The sequence below is a fragment of the Solwaraspora sp. WMMD791 genome (assembly GCF_029581195.1).
GTDB lineage: Bacteria > Actinomycetota > Actinomycetes > Mycobacteriales > Micromonosporaceae > Micromonospora_E.
In genome coordinates this window covers 6286481-6306809 of record NZ_CP120737.1, presented here as the reverse complement: position 1 = coordinate 6306809, position 20329 = coordinate 6286481, and the positions used below count along the sequence as shown (strand labels likewise).

Here is a 20329-nt window from a genome sequence, read left to right as displayed (position 1 = left end):
TCGACCCGCCCCTACCTCGCCAAACACCCGATCGAGGCGGGGGTGGGACGAGCCGGCGAGGACTACCAGGAAACGGGCAGCAGACAGGTAGGGGTAGGCGCCGGCATCGGCGCGCCGGAGACCTGCGGCACCCCCGTCTCCGGATCGATGACATAGACGCCAATCGAATCAGAACGTTCGTTCGCGACGTACAGGTGCGGGCCGACGAGAGCGAAGTGCCGGGGCCACCGGCCGCCCGTCGTCACCTCGGTGACGTAGCGCGGCTGGTCCGGCGTGGCCAGCGAGAAGACGGCGACGGTGTCCGGACCCCGGTTGGCGACGTACAGGTGACGGCCGGCGGCGTCGACGGCGATCTCGGACGGCTGGACCGGCCCGTCCGCCGCACTCGCCGCGACCCGGCTGCACTCCGCGAGCCGCCCGGTGTCGTCGACCTGGTACGCGGTGACCGACGCGTCCAGCTCGCCGACCAGGTAGAGGTGGCCGGTGCCGGGGTGCCGGGCGAGATGACGGGGGCCGCTGCCCGGCGTCGCCGCCAGCGCCGGGTCCGGTTCGTCGAGCCGGCCGGTCTGCGGGTCGAGCAGGTAGCGGTGCACCGCGTCGGTGCCCAGGTCGACGACGTACATTCCGCTGCCGGCCAGGTCCGGACAGACCATGTGCGCGTGCGGGCCGTCCTGGCGGTCGGTGCGCGGACCGGCCCCGACGTGGGTCTGCAGATCGGTACGGGGCCGCAGCTCGCCCTTGTCGCTCACCGGGTGCACCGCGACACTGCCGCTGACGTAGTTGACGCTGACCAGGTGTGTCCCGGTGGCGGCGAACGCCAGGTGGCACGGGCTCGCCCCGCCGGTGGACTCGCTGCCCAGCGCCCGCAGCCCGCCGTCGTCATCGGCCGCCCAGGCCACCACCACGCCGTCGTCGACCTCGCTGACCGCGTAGAGGGCCGGCAACTGCGGGTGCCGGGCCAGGAACGACGGCGACGGACACTCGGCGACCAGCACCGGTTCGTCGAGCCGGCCGGAGGCCGGGTCGCGGCGGGCCAGCATCACCCCGGCCCCGTTGCCGCCGCCGTCGGCCGTGTAACAGCCGAGATAGATCTTGTCCGCCGCCGGATTCGACTGCGCTGCGCTCACCGGGCACCCTCTCCGATCTGTCCAACGTCCCGAAGATCCTATAGGATCTTCGATCAACCTCGCTGTCTCGACCTCGCTGTCCAGCGGTCCCACCGACAAGACCGACAAGGGAGTGCCCCGTGCGGCCTGCCCGCCGTCTCACCCTCACCGACGACGTGTACGGCACGATCCGGGCCCAGGTGATGGACCACGTCGTCGCACCGGGCGCCCGGATCAACATCGACGCCCTCGCCCGCGAACTGCAGGTCTCCCCCACTCCGGTCCGCGAGGCACTGGCCCGACTCGAAGCCGACGGGCTGGTGCGCAAGCGACCCCTGGTCGGTTACACCGCCGCTCCTCTGCTTACCCGCGACGAGTTCGACGAACTCGTCGACATGCGGCTGATCCTGGAAACCGCCGCCGCCCGGCGGGCCGCCACCCGCGCCGTACCCGCCGACGACCCCGCCGCGACCGACCGGCTCCGCGCGGCCGCGACCCTGCCCGGCCCGGTGCCCGACACCCAGGGGTACGCCAGCATCGCCGCCTTCACCGCCGCCGACGCCCGCTTCCACCAGTTGCTCGCCGAGCGCTCCGGCAACCGGATGCTGCACGACGCGATCGTGCGCCTGCGCCCCCACCTGCACCTGTTCCGCCTGCACTTCCCGCCGACGCACTACCGCACCAGCGGCGCCGAGCACCACCGCATCGTCGACGCCGTCGACGCCGGCGACCCCGACCGGGCCGAGGCCGCCGTCCGCGACCACCTGCTGGCCGCCCGCGAACGCCACCTGCCCTACTTCGGGCAGGGCTGACCGGTGCGGATCGCCCTCTTCGTCACCTGCCTCAACGACGCGCTCTACCCCGGCACCGGCCGGGCCGTGGTCCACCTGCTGGAGCGGCTCGGACACACCGTCGACTTCCCGCTCGACCAGACCTGCTGCGGGCAGCTGCACGCCAACAGCGGATACCGGGCAGAGGCCCTGCCGCTGGTCCGCCGCTTCGTCGACGCCTTCGCCGACCAGCAGGTGATCGTCGCCCCGTCCGGGTCGTGCGTGGCGATGGTCCGCGACGCCTACCCCCGGCTGGCCGCCGACGACGACCAGCTCGCCGCCGCCGTGGCCACGCTGCGCCCCCGGGTGTACGAGCTGTCCGAGCTGCTGGTCGACGTCCTCGGGGTCACCGACGTCGGCGCCCGCTTCCCGCACCCGGTGACGTACCACCCGACCTGCCACGGCCTGCGGACGCTGCGGCTGGCCGACCGGCCGCTGCGGCTGCTGCGCGCGGTGCGCGACATCGAGCTGATCGACCTGCCGGACGCCCGCGAATGCTGCGGCTTCGGTGGCACCTTCGCGCTCACCAACGCCGCCGTGTCCGCGGCGATGCTCGCCGACAAGTGCCGGGCCGTACGCGACACCGGTGCCCGCTACCTGGCCGCCGCCGACAACTCCTGCCTGGCCCACATCGGCGGTGGACTCGGCCGCCACCGCACCCCGGTACGGGCCGTGCACTACGCGCAGATCCTGGCCGGCACCGTGGAAGGAGCCACATGAGCGCGACCGGAAACGTGACCGCGCGGCTGCCGTTCCCCACGGCGGCGGCCCGGCACCTGCGCGACGACCAGCTCCGGGCCAACCTGCACCGGGCCACCCGGACGATCCGCGACAAACGCGAACGCGTGGTGGCCGAGGTCGACCAGTGGGAGGCGCTGCGCGCCGCCGGGGCGGCGATCAAGGACGACGTCCTGGCCCGACTGCCCGAACTGCTCGAACAGTTCGAGGCGGCCGCCACCGCCGCCGGCGCCCAGGTGCACTGGGCCCGCGACGCCGACGAGGCCGGCCGGATCGTCACCGACCTGGTCCGACGGACCGGCGCCGACCAGGTCGTGAAGATCAAGTCGATGGCCACCCAGGAGATCGGGCTCAACGAGACCCTCGCCGCCGCCGGCATCGAGGCCATGGAGACCGACCTCGCCGAACTCATCGTCCAACTGGCCGACGACACCCCGTCGCACATCCTCGTCCCGGCGATCCACTACAACCGGTCCCAGATCCGGGAGATCTTCGCCCGCCGGATGCCCGGGGTCGACCTGGCCACGCTGACCGACGACCCGCCGGCTCTGGCCGAGGCCGCCCGCCGCTACCTGCGGGAACGCTTCCTCACCGCCCGGGTGGCGATCTCCGGGGCGAACTTCGCGGTCGCCCGTACCGGCACCCTGGTCGTGGTCGAGTCCGAGGGCAACGGCCGGATGTGCCTGACCCTGCCGCAGACCATGATCTCCGTCGTCGGCGTGGAGAAACTCGTCCCCGACGTCGCCGACCTGTCGGTCTTCCTGCAACTGCTGCCCCGCTCCTCGACCGGTGAACGGATGAACCCGTACACCTCGATGTGGACCGGCGTCACCCCCGGAGACGGCCCCCGCGAGCTGCACATCGTGCTGCTCGACAACGGCCGGTCCGACACCCTCGCCGACCCGGTCGGCCGGCAGGCGCTGCGCTGCATCCGCTGCTCCGCCTGCCTCAACGTCTGCCCGGTGTACGAAAGGGTCGGCGGGCACGCCTACGGCTCGGTCTATCCCGGACCGATCGGCGCGATCCTCTCCCCGCAGCTGACCGGGCAGCGGGCCGGGGCGAACCGCACCCTGCCGTACGCCTCGACACTCTGCGGCGCCTGCTTCGACGCCTGCCCGGTGCGCATCGACATCCCCCAGGTGCTGGTGCACCTGCGCCAGCGTGGGGTCGACGAGGCCCGTCAGCGGCCGTCGGCGCAGCGCGCCGCGATGGGCGCGATGTCCTGGGTGATGCGGGACCGACGGCGGTACGCCGCCGCCCTGCGTACCGCCCGCCGGGGTGCCGCGCCACTGCGCTGGGCCACCGGCCGGCGCGGCACCGTCCGGCGGCTACCGTGGCCGCTGGCCGGCTGGACGGCCAGCCGGGACGCCCCACTGCCCGCACCGCACAGCTTCCGGGACTGGTGGCTGGCCCGTGCCACGGAGCCGGACCGGTGAGCGGCGACGACCCCCGGGGCGTGATCCTGGCCCGGCTGCGGGCCGCCCGGGAGCACCGGGCCGCGCCGACCGCCGTACCGCCGGTGCCGCCGGTGCCGCCGGCCGCCGCGGTGCCGCGACCACCGCGCGACACCCCCGCTGTCGACCCGGTGACGCTGTTCAGCGAACGGGTACGCGACTACCGGGCCACGGTGCACCACTGCACGGACGCCGACCTGGCCGACCGGCTCGGCGACGTTCTCGACGGCGTACCGCTGATCGTGGTCCCGGCCGACCTGCCGGCGGCCTGGTTGGCCGGCTGCCGCGCGACGGTGCTGCGCGACGGCACGCCGGCACCGCTGTCCGTGACCGACCTGGACGCCCCCGGCCTCGCCGCGGTCACCGGCTGCGCGGTGGCGATCGCCGAGACCGGCACCGTTGTCCTGGACACCGGTCCGGCGCAGGGCCCACGCCGGCTCACCCTCGTGCCCGACCACCACGTCTGCGTGGTCCGCGCCGAGCAGGTGGCACCCGACGTGCCGCAGGCCCTCGCCCGGCTGGCCGACCCGACCCGACCCGTCACGATGATCTCCGGGCCCTCCGCGACCAGCGACATCGAACTGAACCGGGTCGAAGGGGTGCACGGCCCGCGCCGACTCGACGTCCTGCTGGTCCGGCCCGTGGGGTGACCGCCGGGAGACTCAGCCGGTGGGGACTCAGCCGGTGGGGACTCAGCCGGTGGGGACCGGCTGGCCGCGCCGGTACGCCACGTGTTCGACCAGCGCGATCAGCACCGTCTTGCCGGAACTGCGGTTGCGCGCGTCGCAGAGCACGATCGGCACGTCCGGGTCGAGGTCCAGGGCGCGGCGCACCGAGTCCGGGCTGAACTGCTGAGCGCCTTCGAAACAGTTGACCCCGACGACGAACGGTGTGCCCCGCTGCTCGAAGTAGTCGACCGACGGAAAGCAGTCGGCCAACCGGCGGGTGTCGGCCAGCACCACGGCACCGAGCGCGCCGAACGCCAACTCGTCCCAGAGGAACCAGAAACGGTCCTGGCCGGGCGTACCGAACAGGTAGACCTGCAGGTCGTCGTTGATGGTGATCCGGCCGAAGTCCATCGCGACGGTGGTGGTGCGTTTGGCCTCCACCCCGGAGGTGTCGTCGGTGCCCACGCTGGCGCTGGTCAGCACCTCCTCGGTCTGCAACGGCCGGATCTCGCTGACCGCGCCGACCAGGGTCGTCTTGCCGACGCCGAAGCCCCCCGCGATGAGGATCTTCAGCGCGAGCGGGATGCGCCGAGCGGGCTGTTTCCGGTCAGAGCGCACGGAGTCCATTGACCACCGCCTTGAGGATGTCGTCGTGGGGGTGAGTGGCCGAAGCCGGGGGTTCGTAGAGCGCGATCAGTCGGGCGGAGTGCAGGTCGTCGAGGAGGATGCGGACCACCCCGAGCGCGAGGTCGAGGTCGGCGGCCAGGTCTGCCACGGACACCGGCTGCTGGGCGAGCCCGAGGATGCGCCGGTGCTCCGGCTGCAGTACACCGAATCCCTCGGTGCTCTCGGGTGCCGCCGCTACGACGAAGGCCAGCAGGTCGAAGGCCGGGCCGATGGGCCGCACCCGGCCGCCGGTCACCGTGTACGGGCGGACCACCGGGCCGGCGTCGGCGTCCAGCCAGTCGTGCGGTCCGGTCGCCTCACCCCGCATCGGATTGCGCCGCAGGGGGACGCGCCGAGGCGCTGAGGTTCTGCCCGACCCGGGCGACGAGCATCGCCATCTCGTACGCGATGAGGCCGATGTCCGCGTCGGAGGCGCAGAGCACCGCCAGGCAGGCACCGTGCCCGGCGGCCGTGACGAACAGGTACGCCGACTCCATCTCGATCACCGTCTGGCGGACCGCGCCGGCGGCGAAGTGCCGGCTGGCGCCCTTGGCGAGACTCTGGAAACCGGCGGCCATCGCGGCCATGTGCTCGGCGTCCTCGCGGGTGAGCCCACGCGACGCGCCCATCAGCAGGCCGTCGGCGGACAGCACCACCGCCTGCTGGGCGCTGGGTACCCGCGCCACGAGATCGTCGAGCAACCAGTCGAGGTTCATCGCATGCCGCGTGGTGTGCACTCCTACAGCTCCCTCTCGGACGTGTCCGCCACGGCCGATGGCGGTTGCAGCACCGCTCCGGGGGGTGGCGTCGCGGTGCCCCGCGCCGGGCCGGCTGTCACGGTCGGGGACGGATCACCGGCCACGCTGCCGGTCACGTCGGTGTCGGCCACCAGCCCGGCGGCCCGGCGCCCCCGGGCGGTTCCGGCCTGCAGCGCCGACATCAGCGCCCGGACCTCGCCCGGCGACCGTTGCGGGGCCTCCCGCTGCGGCTGGCCGTCGGCGTCGGGCGCCTGACGGAGCTGGGGTGCGAGGCTGGACTGGCGGACCCGACGGGGCAGCCCGTCCTCGGTGGTCGACTGTGCCCCCTCGCTCCGACGGGTCGGCAGGCTGACGGGCCGCCGCCGGGGCGGCAGGTCGGGTTGCACCGTCGGCACCCCGGGCACCGCCGGGACCGTCGGTGACGGTGCCGGCGCGGCCGGGGAGCCCGAGCTGGTCGACGGGTCCGACACCGCCGGGGAATCCGGCATGGCCGGAAGGTCGGACCTGGTCGGGGAGTCGGGCAGCGCCGACAGCAGCGCGCCGAGGGTCGCCGTCGACGCGGGCTGGTCCGCCCCGTCCGGGCCGGGCCGGACGGTGGTCAGCGCGGTCGGTGGCCGGCCCGACGGCAACGCCAGGACCTCCGACTCCGGCACCACCAGCTCGGCCGGGATCAGTGCCACGGCGGTGATCCCGCCGAACGGCGACGGCCGCAGCCGCACCCCGACGCCGTGCTTGGCGGCGAGCTGCGCCACGACGAACAGGCCGAGCCGGGCGCTGTTGTGCGGGTCGAAGTCCGGCGGTTGCGCCAGCCGCTGGTTCGCCTCGGTGACGGCGTCTGGTGTCATGCCCAGCCCACGGTCCTCGACCTCGACGGCGTAGCCGTTGGGCAGGTTCTGCCCGACCACCGTCACCAGGGTCTGCGGCGGCGAGAAGGAGGTTGCGTTCTCGATCAGCTCGGCCAGCAGGTGGATGACGTCACCGACGGCCCGACCGACCACCGCGGCCGGCTCGACGGTGGTGACGTGCACCCGGGCGTACTCCTCGACCTCGGAGACGGCACCACGGATCACGTCGATCATCGGAACCGGATTGCGCCAGCCCCGGCCGGGCGTGGCACCGGCGAGGATCACCAGATCCTCCGCGTGCCGGCGCATCCGGGTGGCCATGTGGTCGACCCGGAACAGGTCCTCGAGCTCCTCCGGGTCGGTGCTGCGCCGCTCCATCCGGTCCAGCAGGGCCAACTGCCGGTGCAACAGCGTCTGGCTGCGGCGGGCGATGTTGAGGAACGTCTCGTTGAGGCCCCGGCGCAGCGCCGCCTCCTCCACGGCGGACCGTACGGCGGTCCGCTGCACCTCGCTGAAGGCGTGACCGACCTGGCCGATCTCGTCGGTGCCGTACTCCAACGGTGGTGCCTCGGCGGCCACGTCGACGTCCTCACCGCGACGCAGCCGGGCCACCACCGCGGGCAGCCGGTCGCCGGCCAGTTCCAGCGCGGTCGCCCGCAACCCGGTGAGCCGGTGGATCAGTGAGCGGCCGACCCGCAGCGAGATGACCACCGCCGCGATCACTGCGGCGAGGCCGACCAGGCCGGCGGCGGCAAGCCGGGCCAGGATGCCGATGGCGGTGGGCATGCTCCGTTCGGCGAGCGCGTCGGCGGCCAGCAGTTCGAACTCGCGCAGCTGCTGCTGGACGGATTCGTAACTGTCGCTCCAGCGGGCCTCGTCGACCACCGTGGCGGTCGGCGTGGCACCGCCGTCCGGGGCGGCGCCGTCACCGTCCGGGGCTGCACCGTCCGGGGCGGCGTCGGGGTCGTCACCGTCCGGCCCGGGGCGGTCGTTGATCAGTACGTCCTGCAGCTGACGCAGCGCGGTGAAGTCTTCGCCGGCAGCCATCCGATGGTAGGTGGCACTGTCCGGTTCGGGTAGTTCGGCGACCGCGCGATCGAGCAGGAAGCGATGGGTGGCGATGATCTGCACCAGTCGACGGTGGTCGTCGTCGCTGAGCCGCCCGGCCGCGAAGGCACCGGCGAGAACCGCGTCCGCCCGGCCGAGAATCTCCCGGGCCTGGCCGATGTCGGTCAATGCCCGGGCCTGTCGGTTGATTTCGTTGTCCGGCAGGGAGGCCAGCGCGCCGAACATCTGGAACGCGGTGTCCACGACGCCGTTGTAGAGGCCGAGGGCACCGGCCGCGTCCATTTCCCGGCGCTGCACGAAACCTCGACCGGTTGCCAGGATCTCCAGTTCAGCGAGCGTCTGCTCGATCCGTACCCGCAGGACGGACCGGTCGTCGGAGGGTCCGCCCTCGGTGGCCCGTCGCCGGAAGTCGGCGACCGCCGCATCGGTGGCCTGCCACTGGGACCGCAGCTGTTCGAGGTCGCTGGCGCGGCGAGCGGTCTGCTCCTCGGTACGGGACAGATACACCACGGATAGTCGCCGCTCCCGCTGCAACTCGGCCACCAGGGTCTCCCCGGGCACTCCCACGTCGTCGAGGAGCGCCTGGGCGCCGAGCAGGCTCAGTGCCGGGCCGACGGTCAGCGAGGTCGCGAAGATCCAGAGGACGAGCAGCGCCGAGATCGGGACAGCGACCAGCGCAACGATCTTGGAGCGGATCGACCAGTTGCGGGTATTCATCAGACCTCGCCGACGCGGTGTGTGGCAGAGCTGGCGGGCGGCTGCCCGCCGATCGTTACCGGTGAGTCGGCGATCAGTGGACGTCCGTGCCTCCGGAAGGATACGTAATTAACGGCTCAGGCACTACCAGAGGCACCGTGAGGTCGATTGTGGGCACGGAGCGTGTCGAAAGCGGTCAGGTCCGAGCGGTGGCACCGTCGCGGGGCCAGCCGGCACGCCGTACCCCGGGCGACATCGGTACGCGGGTGCCGGACAAAAGTGTGACGAACCTGGATTGAGGATCGGGGTCGGGCGGGAATACCAGGGCGAGAAGGAGGAACGCCATGTCGCCCATCGAGATCATCATCACCATTGTCGTCGTCCTCGCGGTGATCGCCGCGGCTGTCGCGGTCTGGGCCCTCCTGCGCCGGCGCAATCTGCGCAGCACCTTCGGCCCGGAGTACGACCGGGCGGTCGCGGAGCAGGACAGCCGCAGCGCGGCGGAACGGGAGCTGCGGGAGCGCGAACGCCGGCATGCCGAGCTGGCCCTGACGCCGCTGGACCCGGCTTCCCGGGACCGGTACGCGGCCGCATGGGAAGAGGTCCAGGCGCAGTTCGTCGATGCCCCTGGCGCGGCCGTCGGCAACGCCGACGAACTGCTCACCCGGCTGATCGCCGAAGTCGGCTACCCCACCGGCGACTACACCGAGCAGGTGGCCCACCTCTCCGTCGAGCACGCCCGCACCCTCGGCCGGTACCGCGAGGCCCACGAGATCCACCTGGCCAACGAGCGCGGCGAGGCGAGCACCGAGCAGCTGCGCCAGGCCGTCGTGCACTACCGGGCACTCTTCGCTGAACTGCTCGGCGAGCACCCTGTTCGTACCCTGTCCCCCACCGAGGCAGCGACTCACTGAGGAGAACCAGCATGGCCCGCACCGACCAGTGGCACGACGAGCGTACCGAGGTCATCACCGCGCCGAGCGGCCCGGACCAGGCGTCCGACGGCTACGTCGACCCGGACCGTACCCAGGTGATGTCCGGGATCGACGCCCCGGACCGGGACGCACCGGCCCACCACGAGCCGGTGGAGCAGCCGACCGCGTTCGGGGCGGCCACCGTCGGCGGCGCGGTCGCGGCGTCGGCGATGGCCGGGCCGGAGCGGCTGCACGAGCCGCGCGATCCGCGCGCCGACGACACCGTACGGATGGGCGACGGGCCGGTCCCGGACGAGACCGCGATCGGCCGGACCGATCCGGAAGACGGCACGGAGCCCACCGACACCACCGAGGCCACCGAACCGGCCGGCACCACCCGCACCACCGGCACCGGCCCGACGGCGGCGACCGGCTTCTTCGGTGCCGAGCAGGCAGAGGCGTTCCGGGACCGGTGGCGGGACGTGCAGCTGCGGTTCGTCGACGACCCGCAGGGTGCCGCCGGGCAGGCACGCGACCTGGTCACCGAGGCGGTGGAGGCACTCACCGCCGCGCTCACCGCGCAGCGCGACGGCCTCGGCGGCGACACCGACGGCGCCGGCGCGGACGACACCGAACAGCTGCGGATGACGGTACGCCGCTACCGCGACCTGCTGGACCGCCTGTTGGCGATCTGACCGAGCTGGACCCGGCCCGGCGACACCTGCCCGGTGTCGCCGGGCCGGCGCATATCCGCCACGCCCCCGGGTACTGCCGGTGGTGACGGTACCGACGGGAGGTGGGCCATGACGGACCGCGACGACGCACTCGGCCGGGCGCCGCTGGAGGAGCAGCCAGAGGTGGCCGCCGCGATCGAGGACGACACGACCGTGCCGTCGTTGGTCACCGCACCCGACGACGACCAGTCCGGCCCGGACTTCCGGTCGCCGGACGGGCCGGGCGGGCCGCCACGGCTGCGTACCGGTGCGGACCAGCCGTGGGATCCGGAGGATCTCGCGGTGGCCAAGGGCGGTGACGGCACCCCCGAACAGGTGGACCTGGCCCGGCAGGAACTCGAGCGCGACGGCGCGGCGGCGATCGAACGCACCGTTCCGTGAGTGCTCTCGGCCGGGCAGCACGGGGCGGGGCCCGGTGCCCACGATCGGCACCGGGCCCCGCTCAGCGGGCGTGACCAGCCTTACGACAGCGGCGGGTACGCGTTCGCCATCAGCTCGCGGACCTGGGCCGAGAACCAGTGTCCGGAGACCGGCGCGTTGGGCAGTGCGCCGCTCATGTTGTTGCCGTTACGGATGTTGCCGGTGTACGTCGGGTCGCACATCCGGTCGAATCCCTTGCCCTCGTCGTTCGGGATCAGGGTGCTGGAGCCGTCCGACTCGCCCGGCGGCTTGACCCACACGTAGGCGTCGATGCCGCTGGCGGGCGCGGCGGTGGGCCGCTCGCCGAGGCCGGCACCGGACTGGTTGCACCAGTTGCCCTTGTGGATCCGCCGGTCGATGCGCGACTCGTTGATCCGGGTGTTCAGGTCGGTGGCGCTGCTCGGGCCGGTCGGCCGGGCCGCACCGCCCCACCCGTTGCGGGAGGTGTCGATCAGCATGCCGATGTTCGAGGAGAAGCCCTCCTGCACCAGCCGCTGCCGGAACGCCTGCGCGAACGACAGTTCGTCGTTGTAGTAGTTCCAGTCGATCCAGGAGGACTGGCGGGTGGTGCCGTCCACCGTGATGTATGGCTCCCGCAGCGCCGAGAAGTTGGCGGTGTTGGTGATGAAGCCGTGGACGTTCGAGAACGACGCGCCCGAGGCCTGCGCGGCCTGCGCCATGATCTGCGCGCTCGGTCCGAAGTTGCTGTCCCAGCCCAGCCAGCCGTGGTGGCCCGCGTCCACGTAGTTGTAGACGTTGGGCACCGCGCCGAGCTGCGCCAGCGCGTAGCCGACGCCGTTGACGTAGTTGCCGTTGGCCTTCATGACGTCACACGCGGCGACGGCGGTGTCCCGGCCGCTGACGTTGGTGACCAGGTTCGGCAGCGAGTCGACCTCGATCACCGTGACGATCCGCAGGTTCCGGTACTCCGCGCGGGACATGATCGAGCGGATCACGTCGATGTACTCGGTGCGGTAGCGGTCGATCGCGTCGGGCGGGAGTTCGCCGTTGGAGGCAAGGGCGGAGCAGTCACGACCGGGCAGGTTGTAGATGACGACCTGGATCACCAGGGGCCGGCTGCCGTTGGCGGCGTCCTGCTGGACCGCCTCGTCGAGGTGGTCGGCCAGGCCCATGTCACCGGTGGTCGGGCTGTTGTTGCCGTAGATCGCGCTGGTGCGGTCCAGCCACACGGCGGTCGAAATGTCCGAGATCCGGCTGCCGCCCGGCTCCGCCGCGACGTTCGCGCTCCAGATCGGGTTCACGTACCCGTCGGCGCCGACGTACGGGTTGTCCACCCGCGGCCCGCCGGGGTCCGGCGGCGGCGAGGTGGGCGGGGCGGTGGTCGGCGGCCTGGTCGTCGGCGGGGCCGTCGTGGGCGGCGCGGTGGTCGGCGGCGCGGTGGTCGGCGGGGCCGTCGTGGGCGGCGCGGTGGTCGGCGCACCCGTGGTCGGAGTGGTGGAACCGGTGCAGGCGACGCCGTTGAGCCGGAACACGGTCGGCGCGGTGTTGGTGCCCGAGTAGCTCGCGTTGAAGCCGGGATTCACCGTGGCGTTGGTACCGAGCGAGCCGTTCCACGGCGCGTTGCGCAGGGTGACCCGGGTCCCGCTCTGGGTGAACTCGCTGTTCCAGGCCTGGGTGACCCGCTGGTTGCCCGAGTAGTCGAACTCCAGGTTCCAGTTGCTGAGCGGGTCACCGAGGTTGGTGACGGTCAGGTTGGCGGTGAATCCGGTGCTCCACTGGTTGACCGTGTAGGTGACACGGCACCCGGCGGCGGCGCTGGCCTGAGTGGCCGCGACGACGAGCACACCGGAGCCGAGTACGACCGCGGCCGCAGCGGACAGCCCGCGACGCAGCCGCGAGCGCGCAGCGCCGCGTAGTGGGTTGAGGTTCATGCGGAGTTGTCTCCTCGCGACATAACTGGTCGCCGACACTGCTGGTCGGGACCGTGGTGAGGTCGGGGGTGCACCACCTGTCGTCACCCGGACGACTCGGCGGGCGCGATCGCCGACCGGAAATCCCGGTTGCCCTCGGCGACCCACTGTGCTTGGCTGGCTCCGCTGCGCCAATCGATCATCATCATGTCATGGGAACGCTCCCACCGCAACCATCCGGAAACCCGATGGTGACGATCCCGCCATCCGGCACCGTTTCCGACGCCGTCCGGCGAACGCCCTGGAACTGATCGAAGGGTCAGCTGTCCCGACGCGGGGCGTCGCCCCTACGCGGCGGCCACCAGCGCAGCCAGCGGTCGGTCCAACGACGGCGACGGAACCGCGCGCACCGACCCGCCGGGCACCGCACACAGTCGGTCCCTCGCCGGTAGTGCTCGTGGGCGGCCCGCGGATGACCACACCGACACTCGCCAGTTCCCACCATCGCGCCTCCGTCCCACCCGTCTCGGCCACCCGGCGGTGGCGTGACCCGGGTCACCGCCCCGCCTCGTGACCGAAATATCCGCCATATCAGGTTGTTGACCCCCGGTGATGGACCGCTAGTCAGTCCGGGCGGCTCGCGAACGGCCCCGCGTCGCCTGGTGTCCCGCACACCCTCCCCACCCCCCGGAGGACACCAGCATGTCCGTCTTCACCCACACCCGCCAGTCGCCACCCGACGTCGCCGCCAGCGGCGACACCGGGCGCCCCCCGACGGTCGGCGTGGTCATCCCCACGCTCAACGAGGAACGGAACCTGCCGCACGTCTTCGCCCGGCTGCCCCGCGACCTGGCCGAGGTCATCGTCGTCGACGGCGGCTCGGTGGACCGTACCGTCGAGGTGGCCCGGCGACTCCGGCCGTCCGTACGCGTCGTCCAGCAGACCCGTACCGGCAAGGGCAACGCGCTGGCCTGCGGCTTCGCGGCCGCGACCACCGACATCGTGGTGATGATCGACGCCGACGGGTCGACCGACCCCGCCGAGATCCCCGCCTTCGTCGACGCGCTGCTCGCCGGCGCGGACTTCGCCAAGGGATCCCGGTTCCGCTCCGGCGGCGGCAGCCACGACATCACCCCGCTGCGCCGGCTCGGCAACGAGGGCCTCAACGGCATCGTCAACCTGCTGTTCGGCACCCGCTTCACCGACCTGTGCTACGGCTACAACGCCTTCTGGCGGCGGGTGCTGCCGGCCCTGGAGCTGCCCGACCCGGACACCCCGGCCCCGGGCGACGGGGTCAAGCTGTGGGGCGACGGGTTCGAAATCGAGACCCTGATCAACGTACGGGTCGCCGCGCACGGCCTGCGGATCGCCGAAGTGCCCAGCGTCGAGTACCTGCGCATCCACGGCGAGAGCAACCTCAACACGGTCCGCGACGGCACCCGGGTGCTGCGCACCATCCTCAGCGAGTTCCGGCGCGAACGTCGGCGTCGGCGGCGCCGTACCGCACCCGCCCCGGCCGTCGCCTCGATGGCACAGGAGGGCTGAGCCATGCCGACACCGACCGTCAGTGTCGTCGTACCCACCCACCACCCCGACCGGCTCGCCGGCCTGCACGCCGCCGTCGACTCGGTCCGCCGGCAGGACCCGGCCCCGGACGAGATCATCGTCGTGGTCGACCACCACCCGGCGCTCGCCGACCGGATCACCCGGGAACTGCCCGACGTCACCGTGCTCGCCAACGCCTACCAGCGCGGCGTCTCCGGCAACCGCAACACCGGTGCCGAGCACGCCCACGGCGACCTGGTCGTCTTCTGCGACGACGACGTCGTGGCCCACCCCGGCTGGCTCGCCGGGCTGGTCGCCGCCTTCGACGACCCGTCGGTGATCGGCGCCGGCGGGGGCATCGCACCCGCCTGGCAGCAGCGGCAACCCGAGTGGTTCCCCGACGAGTTCCGCTGGGCCGTCGGCGGCTCGTACGCCGGCCAGCCCGACCGCCCCGGCCCGGTGCGCAACGTCTGGTCCGCCAGCATGGCCGTACGCAGGACCGCGTTTCGCCAGGCCGGCGGCTTCCGCACCGGATTCGGCAAGGTCGGCGACCGGGCCCGCCCCGAGGACACCGAGCTCTGCCTACGGATGAGCGCGGTCACCGGTGGCCGGTGGTGGTACGTACCGCAGGCGATGATCTCGCACGGCGTGCCCGCCAGCCACAGCACCTTCCGGTACTTCCTGCGGCGGTGCTTCGCCGAAGGGCGCGGCAAGATCGCGATGGCCGCGCTGCTCGACGGCGCGCCGAGCCTCGGTGCCGAACAGGACTACCTGCGGCGCACCCTGCCCCGGGCGCTGCGCCGCGAGGCCGGCGCGGCGGTGCGTGGCGCCGGTCGCGGGCGCGGTGCCGCCCGCCGGCACGCCGCCCGGGTCGGCGCGATCCTGGCCGGTACGGCCGCCGCCGCAGCCGGCGCACTGACCGAGACCGCCGTGTCGGCCCGGCCCTCGACCCGGACCACCCCGCCGACCGGGACGACACCGGCCGGGACCGCCGCGACCACCCGACCCACGATCGGAGCACAGCGATGAACCCACGCATCCTGCCGCCGACCCCGGTCACCACCCCCGGGCGTGTCCCGGCCACCGTCGTCGACCTGGACCTCGCCAGCCGGCTACCGGACGTCCTCGGCGTCGACGAACACGGCCGCCGGGTGGAACGTGCCTGGCTGCTCGTCCGCCAGTTCACCCAACCGATCGGCGCACTGCTGCTCGACGTACCGCCGCAGGGGTTGACCGGGACGGACCTCGCCGCCGCCATCGACCGCGAGATCCCGCCGGCGGCCCGACCCGAACCCGGCTACCTGGCCCGGCGCGCCGAGGTCCTCGCCGACGCGCCGCCGATCACCGTCGTCGTCTGCACCCGGGAACGCCCCGACGGCCTGACCCGCACCCTGGACAGCGTCCTCGACCAGCAGTATCCCCGGTTCCGGGTGCTGGTCGTGGACAACGCCCCGGTCAGCGACGACACCGCCCGGGTCGCCGCCGAGGCCGCCGACCGGGCCGCCGTCGACGGCCGCGCCGAGGTCGACTACGTACGGGAACCCCGGCCCGGGTTGTCGCACGCCCGCAACCGGGCGCTGCGCGCCGCCCCCGGCGAGATCCTCGCCTGGATCGACGACGACGAGATCGCCGACCCGCACTGGCTCGCCGAGGTCGCCCGCGCCTTCGCCGACCACCCGCAGGCCGACGTCGTCACCGGCGCCATCGTGCCGGCCCAGCTGGCCACCGACGCCCAACTGTGGTTCGAGCAGTACGGCGGCCACAGCAAGGGCCGCGGCTTCACACCTGACGTCTTCTCCCCGGCCACCGCGCACCGGCAGAGCCCGCTCTACCCGCTGCCCCCGTTCGGCGCCGGCGGCAACATGGTCTTCCGCCCCGGCGTGCTGGAACACATCGGTGGCTTCGACACCGCACTCGGTGCCGGCACCCCGGCGATGGGTTCGGAGGACACCCTGGCGCTGATGCAGGTGCTGCTCGCCGGCGGCACCGTCGCCTACCAGCCGAGCGCCCTGGTCTGGCACCACCACCGGCCCGACCTGGCCAGCCTGCGCAACCAGCTGGTCGGCTACGGCACCGGCCTGACCGCCGCCTACACCAGCCTGCTGCTGCGTGAACCGGGGCTGATCCGGCCGCTGCTGCGGCTGGCCCCGACCGCGCTGCGGGACACCTTCGGCGGCGGCGACCGGCTGGCCGGGCTGCAGGCCGACTTCCCCCGGGAACTCATCGGTGCCAACCGGCGCGGGCTGGCGCGCGGCCCGTTCGCGTACCTGCGCAGCCGGCTGGCCGACCGGCGGCTGCGCCGCCGCCACCGGGGAACGCCGTGACCGCCGCCGTCGCGACCACCACCGGCGGCGGCCCGGCGGCCGGCACCGCCGCGACGGCGGTCCGGCGGCCGGCGCTGATCCGCAGCGCCGCAGCGCTGATGACCTCCACGGTCGCCAGCGCCGGCCTCGGCTTCGTGTTCTGGGTGGTCGCCGCCCGCTGGTTCGCGCCGGAAGCGGTCGGCCGGGCGTCCGCGGCGGTGTCGGCGATGACCCTGCTGGCCGGGCTCGCCCAACTCAACCTGATCAACCTGTACGCGCGGTTCCTACCCGGTGCCGGCCGGCACACCCGGCGACTCGTCCTCGGCGGGTACGCCGCGTCGGCGGCGATGGCGGTGCTGCTCGGCACCGGCTTCCTCGCGCTCGGGCTGGGCAGCGGCATCATCGGACCGGCACCGGTGCAGCGACTGGTGTTCGTCGTCGCCGTCCTCGCCTCGGCGATCTTCTTCATCTCCGACGGGGTGCTCACCGCGCTGCGCCGGGCCGGCAGCGTACCGGTCAAGAACGTGATCGCCTCCAGCGCCAAACTGGCGCTGCTGCCGCTGCTCGCCGGCACCGCCGCCGGCGACGGCATGCTGCTGGCCTGGACGGCGCCGATGCTGGTCACGATGCTCGGGGTCAACTGGTGGGTGCTGCGCCGGCTGGCCCCGGCGCACGCCCGCACCGCGCCGGCGGCCCCCGCCCCGGACCGCCGGGAGCTGCTCGGCTTCGCCTCGGCCGAGTACGTCAACGGGCTGCTCACCAACGCCGTCGCCTTCCTGCCGCCGGTGATGGTGGCCGGCGTGCTGGGGGCGACCGCGAGCGCCTACTTCTACATCCCCTGGACGATCGGGGTGGCCGGCAGCACCCTGCTGTGGAACGTCGTCACCTCGTTCGTGGTGACCGCGTCCAGTGACGCCTCCGCTGCCCGCGCCCACGTCAACCGGGCGTTCCTGCTGGTCGCCGTGGTGGTGGTGCCCGGCGCGGCGGTACTGAGCGGGGCCGCCGGCCCGCTGCTGGGGCTGCTCGGTGGCGAGTACGCCGCCGAGGGCGCCGCCACGCTGCGCCTGGTCGGGCTGTCGCTGCCGTTCACCGGGGTCATCCTGCTGGCCTGCGCGTTCGCGATGATGGAGAAACGGATGTGGCCGGTGGTCGGCGTGCAGTCCGCCGGTATCGCCGCGTTCCTGCTGCTGACCTGGTTCGGGCTGCCCACGGTCGGAATCATCGCGCCGGCCGGGGCGCTGTGTTTGGCGCAGGCCGCAGTAGCTGCCGTGCTGCTCCCCGGCCTGGTCCGCCGCTACCGGGCGACCACTGACGCTGCCGACGACGGCACCGCCACGCCGACCTGGGCGGCACGTCCCGCCCGCACCGAGACCGCTACCACCGTCACCGGAGGTGCCGGATGACCGATCTCGCCCTGCGTCCTGTCCGCCCGCTGACCGACCCCGCTGCGGCCGACCCCGCTGCGGCCGGCGCCGCTGCGGCCGGCGCCCTCGGCCCGCGTGCCGCCGATGCCGCCGCCCCTACCGCCGCGATGGCCGGTCAGGCGTACACCGGTCTGGCGGTCGCGGCGCTGGCGCTGCTCGGGCTGGCGGTCGGCGGGCCGGTGCAGGCCCCGGCGGCCGTCGCGTTCGCCGTCCTCGGCCCGGGTGCCGCCCTGCTCAGCCACGTCACCGTACGGCCGGCGGCGACCCGCTGGGCGCTGACCGTGCTGGCCAGCCTCGCCGGGTACGCCGCCGTGGCCACCGGGTCGGTCTGGGCCGGCTGGTGGCAGCCGCAGGCGACGGTCGCGGCGCTGGCCACGGCGGTCGCGGTCGCCTGCGCGACGGCGCTGGTCCGGACCCGCCGGCAGCGGGCGGCCGCCCGCGTGGCCGGGCGCGTGGGGCGATCGGCGGCGGGCGGCCCCGTGCGGCGGGCGGCAGCGGCCGTACGGCCGATCCTGGCGCACGCGGCGGTGCTCGGCGTCGCCGTCACCCTGTGGGTGATCGCTCTCGTCCGTACCGATCTGACCGAGGTGGGCGGTTTCGGACTGCTCGGCACCATCAGTCCGGTGTACGTCGCCGCGCTGGCGGTGACCGTCGGCGGCTTCGTCACCGCGCTCGCCGGCCTGCGCCGCGACACCGGGCGGGGCGTGGCGGCGGCCGGCTACCTGGTGGCGCTGGTCGCGCTGCTGCACGGCACGACCCCGCTGCTGCTCGACGAGCCGCAGTACGCCTGGACGTACAAGCACCTCGGGGTGATCGAGTACATCGGGGCCGGTAACCCGGTCGGCGCCGCCCAGGACATCTACCAGCAGTGGCCGGCCCTGTTCGCCGGTGCCGCCCAGCTCGGCGCGGTCGGCGGGATCGCCCCGGCGACCCTGGCCGACTGGTCGCCGGTCTTCTTCAACCTGGCCGTCGCCCCGGTGCTGTACGCGATCGCCCGGACCCTCTCCGGCGACCGGCGGGTGGCGTACCTGACCGTCTTCGGGTTCGTCGCCGTCAACTGGGTCGAGGAGGACTACCTCTCCCCGCAGGCCCTCGGATTCCTGCTCAGCCTCGGCGTCCTGCTGGTGGTGCTGACCTGGCTGCGCCCCGGGTCGGCCGTCGCCGCGTCGGCGCCGGACGTCGCCGGGCGGCTCGCCGGCTCGCCGACGCGGCGACGCCGGACCGTCGGGGCGGTGCTGGCCGCGCTGGGGCTGCTCGCCGTACTGACCGCCGCCCACCAGCTGTCGCCGTACCTGGTGGTGGCGCAGGTAGCGGTGCTCACCGTGGTCGGGGCGGTCCGGCCCCGGTGGCTGCCGCTGGCGATGGGCGGGATCGTGCTGGGCTACCTGCTGCCCCGGTTCGGGTTCGTGGCCGAGGCGTTCGGGGTCTTCGACGGCTTCGACATCTTCGCCAACGCGGCCGGTAACGCCGATGGTTGGGGCTCCACCGGTCAGGCGTTCTCGGCGGTCGTGGTGCGGACCCTGGCGCTGACCGTCTGGGCACTGACCGTGCTGGCGGTGCTGTCGTACCGGCGGCGACTGCGTACCGTGCTGGTGCCGGCGCTGCTGGCGGCGACGCCGTTCCTGCTGCTCGCCGGGCAGAGCTACGGCGGCGAGGCGATCTACCGGGTGTTCCTGTTCTCCGCGCCGTGGTGTGCCTACCTCATCGCCGCGGCGCTGGTCGACCGGGCCGACCAGCGCGCCCACCGACTGGCTGGTCGCGCCGGGGCAGCACCGGGCCGAAGGTGGCTGGGTCCGGTCGCGGCCGTCGCGGTGGCGGTGGCGCTCGGCGGCTTCGCGCTCGGCACCGTGCAGGGCCGGCACGGTCAGCTGAGCGTGGACCGGCAGAGCAGCGACGAGGTCGCCGCCGCCCGCCAGCTGTACGCCACCGCCGAGCCGGGTGCCACGATCGCTGTCGCGACGTCGAACTTCCCGAGCCGGCTGACGGGGGCGTACCCCGAATTCAACACCGACGTGCCGGCCGGGGAACCGGATCTGGTCGTCGGCGCGCAGCTGCGCGGCGCGGCGCTCGACGGCGAGCACCTGCCGACGATCGAGGAGTTTCTGCGGTCGTTCGACGGTGAGCCTGCGTACCTGGTGGTCAGCGACGGGATGCGGCGGCAGTCGGACTACTTCGGCTACTTCCCGCCCGGCTCGCTGGACCGCCTCGAGCAGCTGCTCGACGGCAGGGACGGCTGGTCGGTGTTCCAGCGCAGCGACGACGTCACCGTCTACCGCTACACCGGCTGAC

General features: G+C 73.4%; 18 protein-coding genes. 12 read left to right on the top strand and 6 right to left on the bottom strand.

What is annotated here, in order from left to right; genetic code table 11:
- Positions 1-62 precede the first annotated feature (62 nt).
- The gene (locus O7623_RS28415; RefSeq protein WP_282226003.1) at positions 63-1127 is read right to left on the bottom strand and encodes a lactonase family protein; all 1065 of its coding nucleotides are present in this window, start codon (positions 1125-1127) and stop codon (positions 63-65) included.
- 119 nt (positions 1128-1246) lie between these two features.
- On the opposite strand from O7623_RS28415, the gene O7623_RS28410 reads away from it, so the two are divergent.
- From O7623_RS28410 to O7623_RS28395, 4 genes are read left to right on the top strand one after another with little or no spacing between them, the layout of a single operon-like run.
- The gene (locus O7623_RS28410; RefSeq protein WP_282226002.1) at positions 1247-1918 is read left to right on the top strand and encodes a GntR family transcriptional regulator; all 672 of its coding nucleotides are present in this window, start codon (positions 1247-1249) and stop codon (positions 1916-1918) included.
- A 3-nt stretch (positions 1919-1921) separates the two neighbouring features.
- The gene (locus tag O7623_RS28405) at positions 1922-2656 is read left to right on the top strand and encodes a (Fe-S)-binding protein (protein WP_282226001.1); all 735 of its coding nucleotides are present in this window, start codon (positions 1922-1924) and stop codon (positions 2654-2656) included.
- Positions 2653-4110 (top strand): lactate utilization protein B, encoded by a 1458-nt coding sequence (locus tag O7623_RS28400; RefSeq protein ID WP_282226000.1) that lies wholly within the window; start codon positions 2653-2655, stop codon positions 4108-4110. Before O7623_RS28405 ends, O7623_RS28400 begins: the two co-directional genes overlap by 4 nt.
- Positions 4107-4778, top strand: coding sequence for an LUD domain-containing protein (locus O7623_RS28395; protein ID WP_282225999.1), 672 nt, complete (start codon positions 4107-4109; stop codon positions 4776-4778). Before O7623_RS28400 ends, O7623_RS28395 begins: the two co-directional genes overlap by 4 nt.
- A 42-nt stretch (positions 4779-4820) precedes the next feature.
- Here O7623_RS28395 and O7623_RS28390 read toward each other — a convergent pair whose 3' ends face one another.
- From O7623_RS28390 to O7623_RS28375, 4 genes are read right to left on the bottom strand one after another with little or no spacing between them, the layout of a single operon-like run.
- Positions 4821-5423 (bottom strand): ATP/GTP-binding protein, encoded by a 603-nt coding sequence (locus O7623_RS28390; RefSeq protein ID WP_282225998.1) that lies wholly within the window; start codon positions 5421-5423, stop codon positions 4821-4823.
- The gene (locus O7623_RS28385; RefSeq protein WP_282225997.1) at positions 5404-5790 is read right to left on the bottom strand and encodes a DUF742 domain-containing protein; all 387 of its coding nucleotides are present in this window, start codon (positions 5788-5790) and stop codon (positions 5404-5406) included. Before O7623_RS28385 ends, O7623_RS28390 begins: the two co-directional genes overlap by 20 nt.
- Complete coding sequence (locus O7623_RS28380) at positions 5780-6178, bottom strand: roadblock/LC7 domain-containing protein (protein WP_282229623.1); 399 nt, start codon at positions 6176-6178, stop codon at positions 5780-5782. The genes O7623_RS28385 and O7623_RS28380 overlap by 11 nt, the downstream gene beginning before the upstream one ends.
- 23 nt (positions 6179-6201) lie before the next feature.
- The gene (locus O7623_RS28375; protein ID WP_282225996.1) at positions 6202-8850 is read right to left on the bottom strand and encodes a nitrate- and nitrite sensing domain-containing protein; all 2649 of its coding nucleotides are present in this window, start codon (positions 8848-8850) and stop codon (positions 6202-6204) included.
- A 323-nt stretch (positions 8851-9173) separates the two neighbouring features.
- Between O7623_RS28375 and O7623_RS28370 the strand changes: the two genes are divergently transcribed.
- From O7623_RS28370 to O7623_RS28360, 3 genes are all read left to right on the top strand, one after another.
- Positions 9174-9743, top strand: a complete 570-nt coding sequence (locus tag O7623_RS28370) for a hypothetical protein (protein ID WP_282225995.1) — start codon at positions 9174-9176, stop codon at positions 9741-9743.
- Positions 9744-9754: 11 nt separating this feature from the next.
- Positions 9755-10438, top strand: a complete 684-nt coding sequence (locus tag O7623_RS28365) for a hypothetical protein (RefSeq protein WP_282225994.1) — start codon at positions 9755-9757, stop codon at positions 10436-10438.
- Between the two features lie 108 nt (positions 10439-10546).
- Positions 10547-10858, top strand: coding sequence for a hypothetical protein (locus O7623_RS28360; RefSeq protein WP_282225993.1), 312 nt, complete (start codon positions 10547-10549; stop codon positions 10856-10858).
- An 80-nt stretch (positions 10859-10938) separates the two neighbouring features.
- Here the strand turns inward: O7623_RS28360 and O7623_RS28355 are convergent, their stop codons facing one another.
- The gene (locus tag O7623_RS28355) at positions 10939-12789 is read right to left on the bottom strand and encodes a glycoside hydrolase family 6 protein (RefSeq protein WP_282225992.1); all 1851 of its coding nucleotides are present in this window, start codon (positions 12787-12789) and stop codon (positions 10939-10941) included.
- Between the two features lie 681 nt (positions 12790-13470).
- Here O7623_RS28355 and O7623_RS28350 point away from each other — a divergent pair.
- Genes O7623_RS28350 through O7623_RS28330 form a run of 5 tightly spaced genes read left to right on the top strand, consistent with a single transcriptional unit; the run spans position 13471 to position 20328 of the window.
- Entirely contained in the window at positions 13471-14313 is an 843-nt protein-coding gene (locus O7623_RS28350; RefSeq protein WP_282225991.1) for a glycosyltransferase family 2 protein, read from the top strand.
- Positions 14314-14316: 3 nt separating this feature from the next.
- The gene (locus O7623_RS28345) at positions 14317-15342 is read left to right on the top strand and encodes a glycosyltransferase family 2 protein (protein ID WP_282225990.1); all 1026 of its coding nucleotides are present in this window, start codon (positions 14317-14319) and stop codon (positions 15340-15342) included.
- A complete protein-coding gene (locus O7623_RS28340) occupies positions 15339-16637 on the top strand; it encodes a glycosyltransferase family 2 protein (RefSeq protein ID WP_282225989.1) in 1299 nt (432 codons plus the stop codon). Before O7623_RS28345 ends, O7623_RS28340 begins: the two co-directional genes overlap by 4 nt.
- Positions 16634-18019 carry a hypothetical protein gene (locus O7623_RS28335; protein ID WP_282225988.1) on the top strand — a complete coding sequence of 462 codons (1386 nt, stop codon included), beginning with the start codon at positions 16634-16636 and terminating at the stop codon, positions 18017-18019. Before O7623_RS28340 ends, O7623_RS28335 begins: the two co-directional genes overlap by 4 nt.
- Entirely contained in the window at positions 18016-20328 is a 2313-nt protein-coding gene (locus O7623_RS28330; RefSeq protein WP_282225987.1) for a hypothetical protein, read from the top strand. The genes O7623_RS28335 and O7623_RS28330 overlap by 4 nt, the downstream gene beginning before the upstream one ends.
- The last annotated feature ends 1 nt before the right edge of the window (position 20329 follow it).

Excerpts from the sequence above, each read along its gene's own strand:
- O7623_RS28400 (WP_282226000.1), top strand. The coding sequence starts at position 2,653 with ATGAGCGCGACCGGAAACGTGACCGCGCGGCTGCCGTTCCCCACGGCG.
- O7623_RS28345 (WP_282225990.1), top strand. The coding sequence starts at position 14,317 with ATGCCGACACCGACCGTCAGTGTCGTCGTACCCACCCACCACCCCGAC.
- O7623_RS28375 (WP_282225996.1), bottom strand. The coding sequence starts at position 8,850 with ATGAATACCCGCAACTGGTCGATCCGCTCCAAGATCGTTGCGCTGGTC.
- O7623_RS28370 (WP_282225995.1), top strand. The coding sequence starts at position 9,174 with ATGTCGCCCATCGAGATCATCATCACCATTGTCGTCGTCCTCGCGGTG.
- O7623_RS28355 (WP_282225992.1), bottom strand. The coding sequence starts at position 12,789 with ATGAACCTCAACCCACTACGCGGCGCTGCGCGCTCGCGGCTGCGTCGC.
- O7623_RS28360 (WP_282225993.1), top strand. The coding sequence starts at position 10,547 with ATGACGGACCGCGACGACGCACTCGGCCGGGCGCCGCTGGAGGAGCAG.
- O7623_RS28350 (WP_282225991.1), top strand. The coding sequence starts at position 13,471 with ATGTCCGTCTTCACCCACACCCGCCAGTCGCCACCCGACGTCGCCGCC.
- O7623_RS28330 (WP_282225987.1), top strand. The coding sequence starts at position 18,016 with ATGACCGATCTCGCCCTGCGTCCTGTCCGCCCGCTGACCGACCCCGCT.
- O7623_RS28365 (WP_282225994.1), top strand. The coding sequence starts at position 9,755 with ATGGCCCGCACCGACCAGTGGCACGACGAGCGTACCGAGGTCATCACC.
- O7623_RS28385 (WP_282225997.1), bottom strand. The coding sequence starts at position 5,790 with ATGCGGGGTGAGGCGACCGGACCGCACGACTGGCTGGACGCCGACGCC.
- O7623_RS28390 (WP_282225998.1), bottom strand. The coding sequence starts at position 5,423 with ATGGACTCCGTGCGCTCTGACCGGAAACAGCCCGCTCGGCGCATCCCG.
- O7623_RS28380 (WP_282229623.1), bottom strand. The coding sequence starts at position 6,178 with ATGAACCTCGACTGGTTGCTCGACGATCTCGTGGCGCGGGTACCCAGC.
- O7623_RS28340 (WP_282225989.1), top strand. The coding sequence starts at position 15,339 with ATGAACCCACGCATCCTGCCGCCGACCCCGGTCACCACCCCCGGGCGT.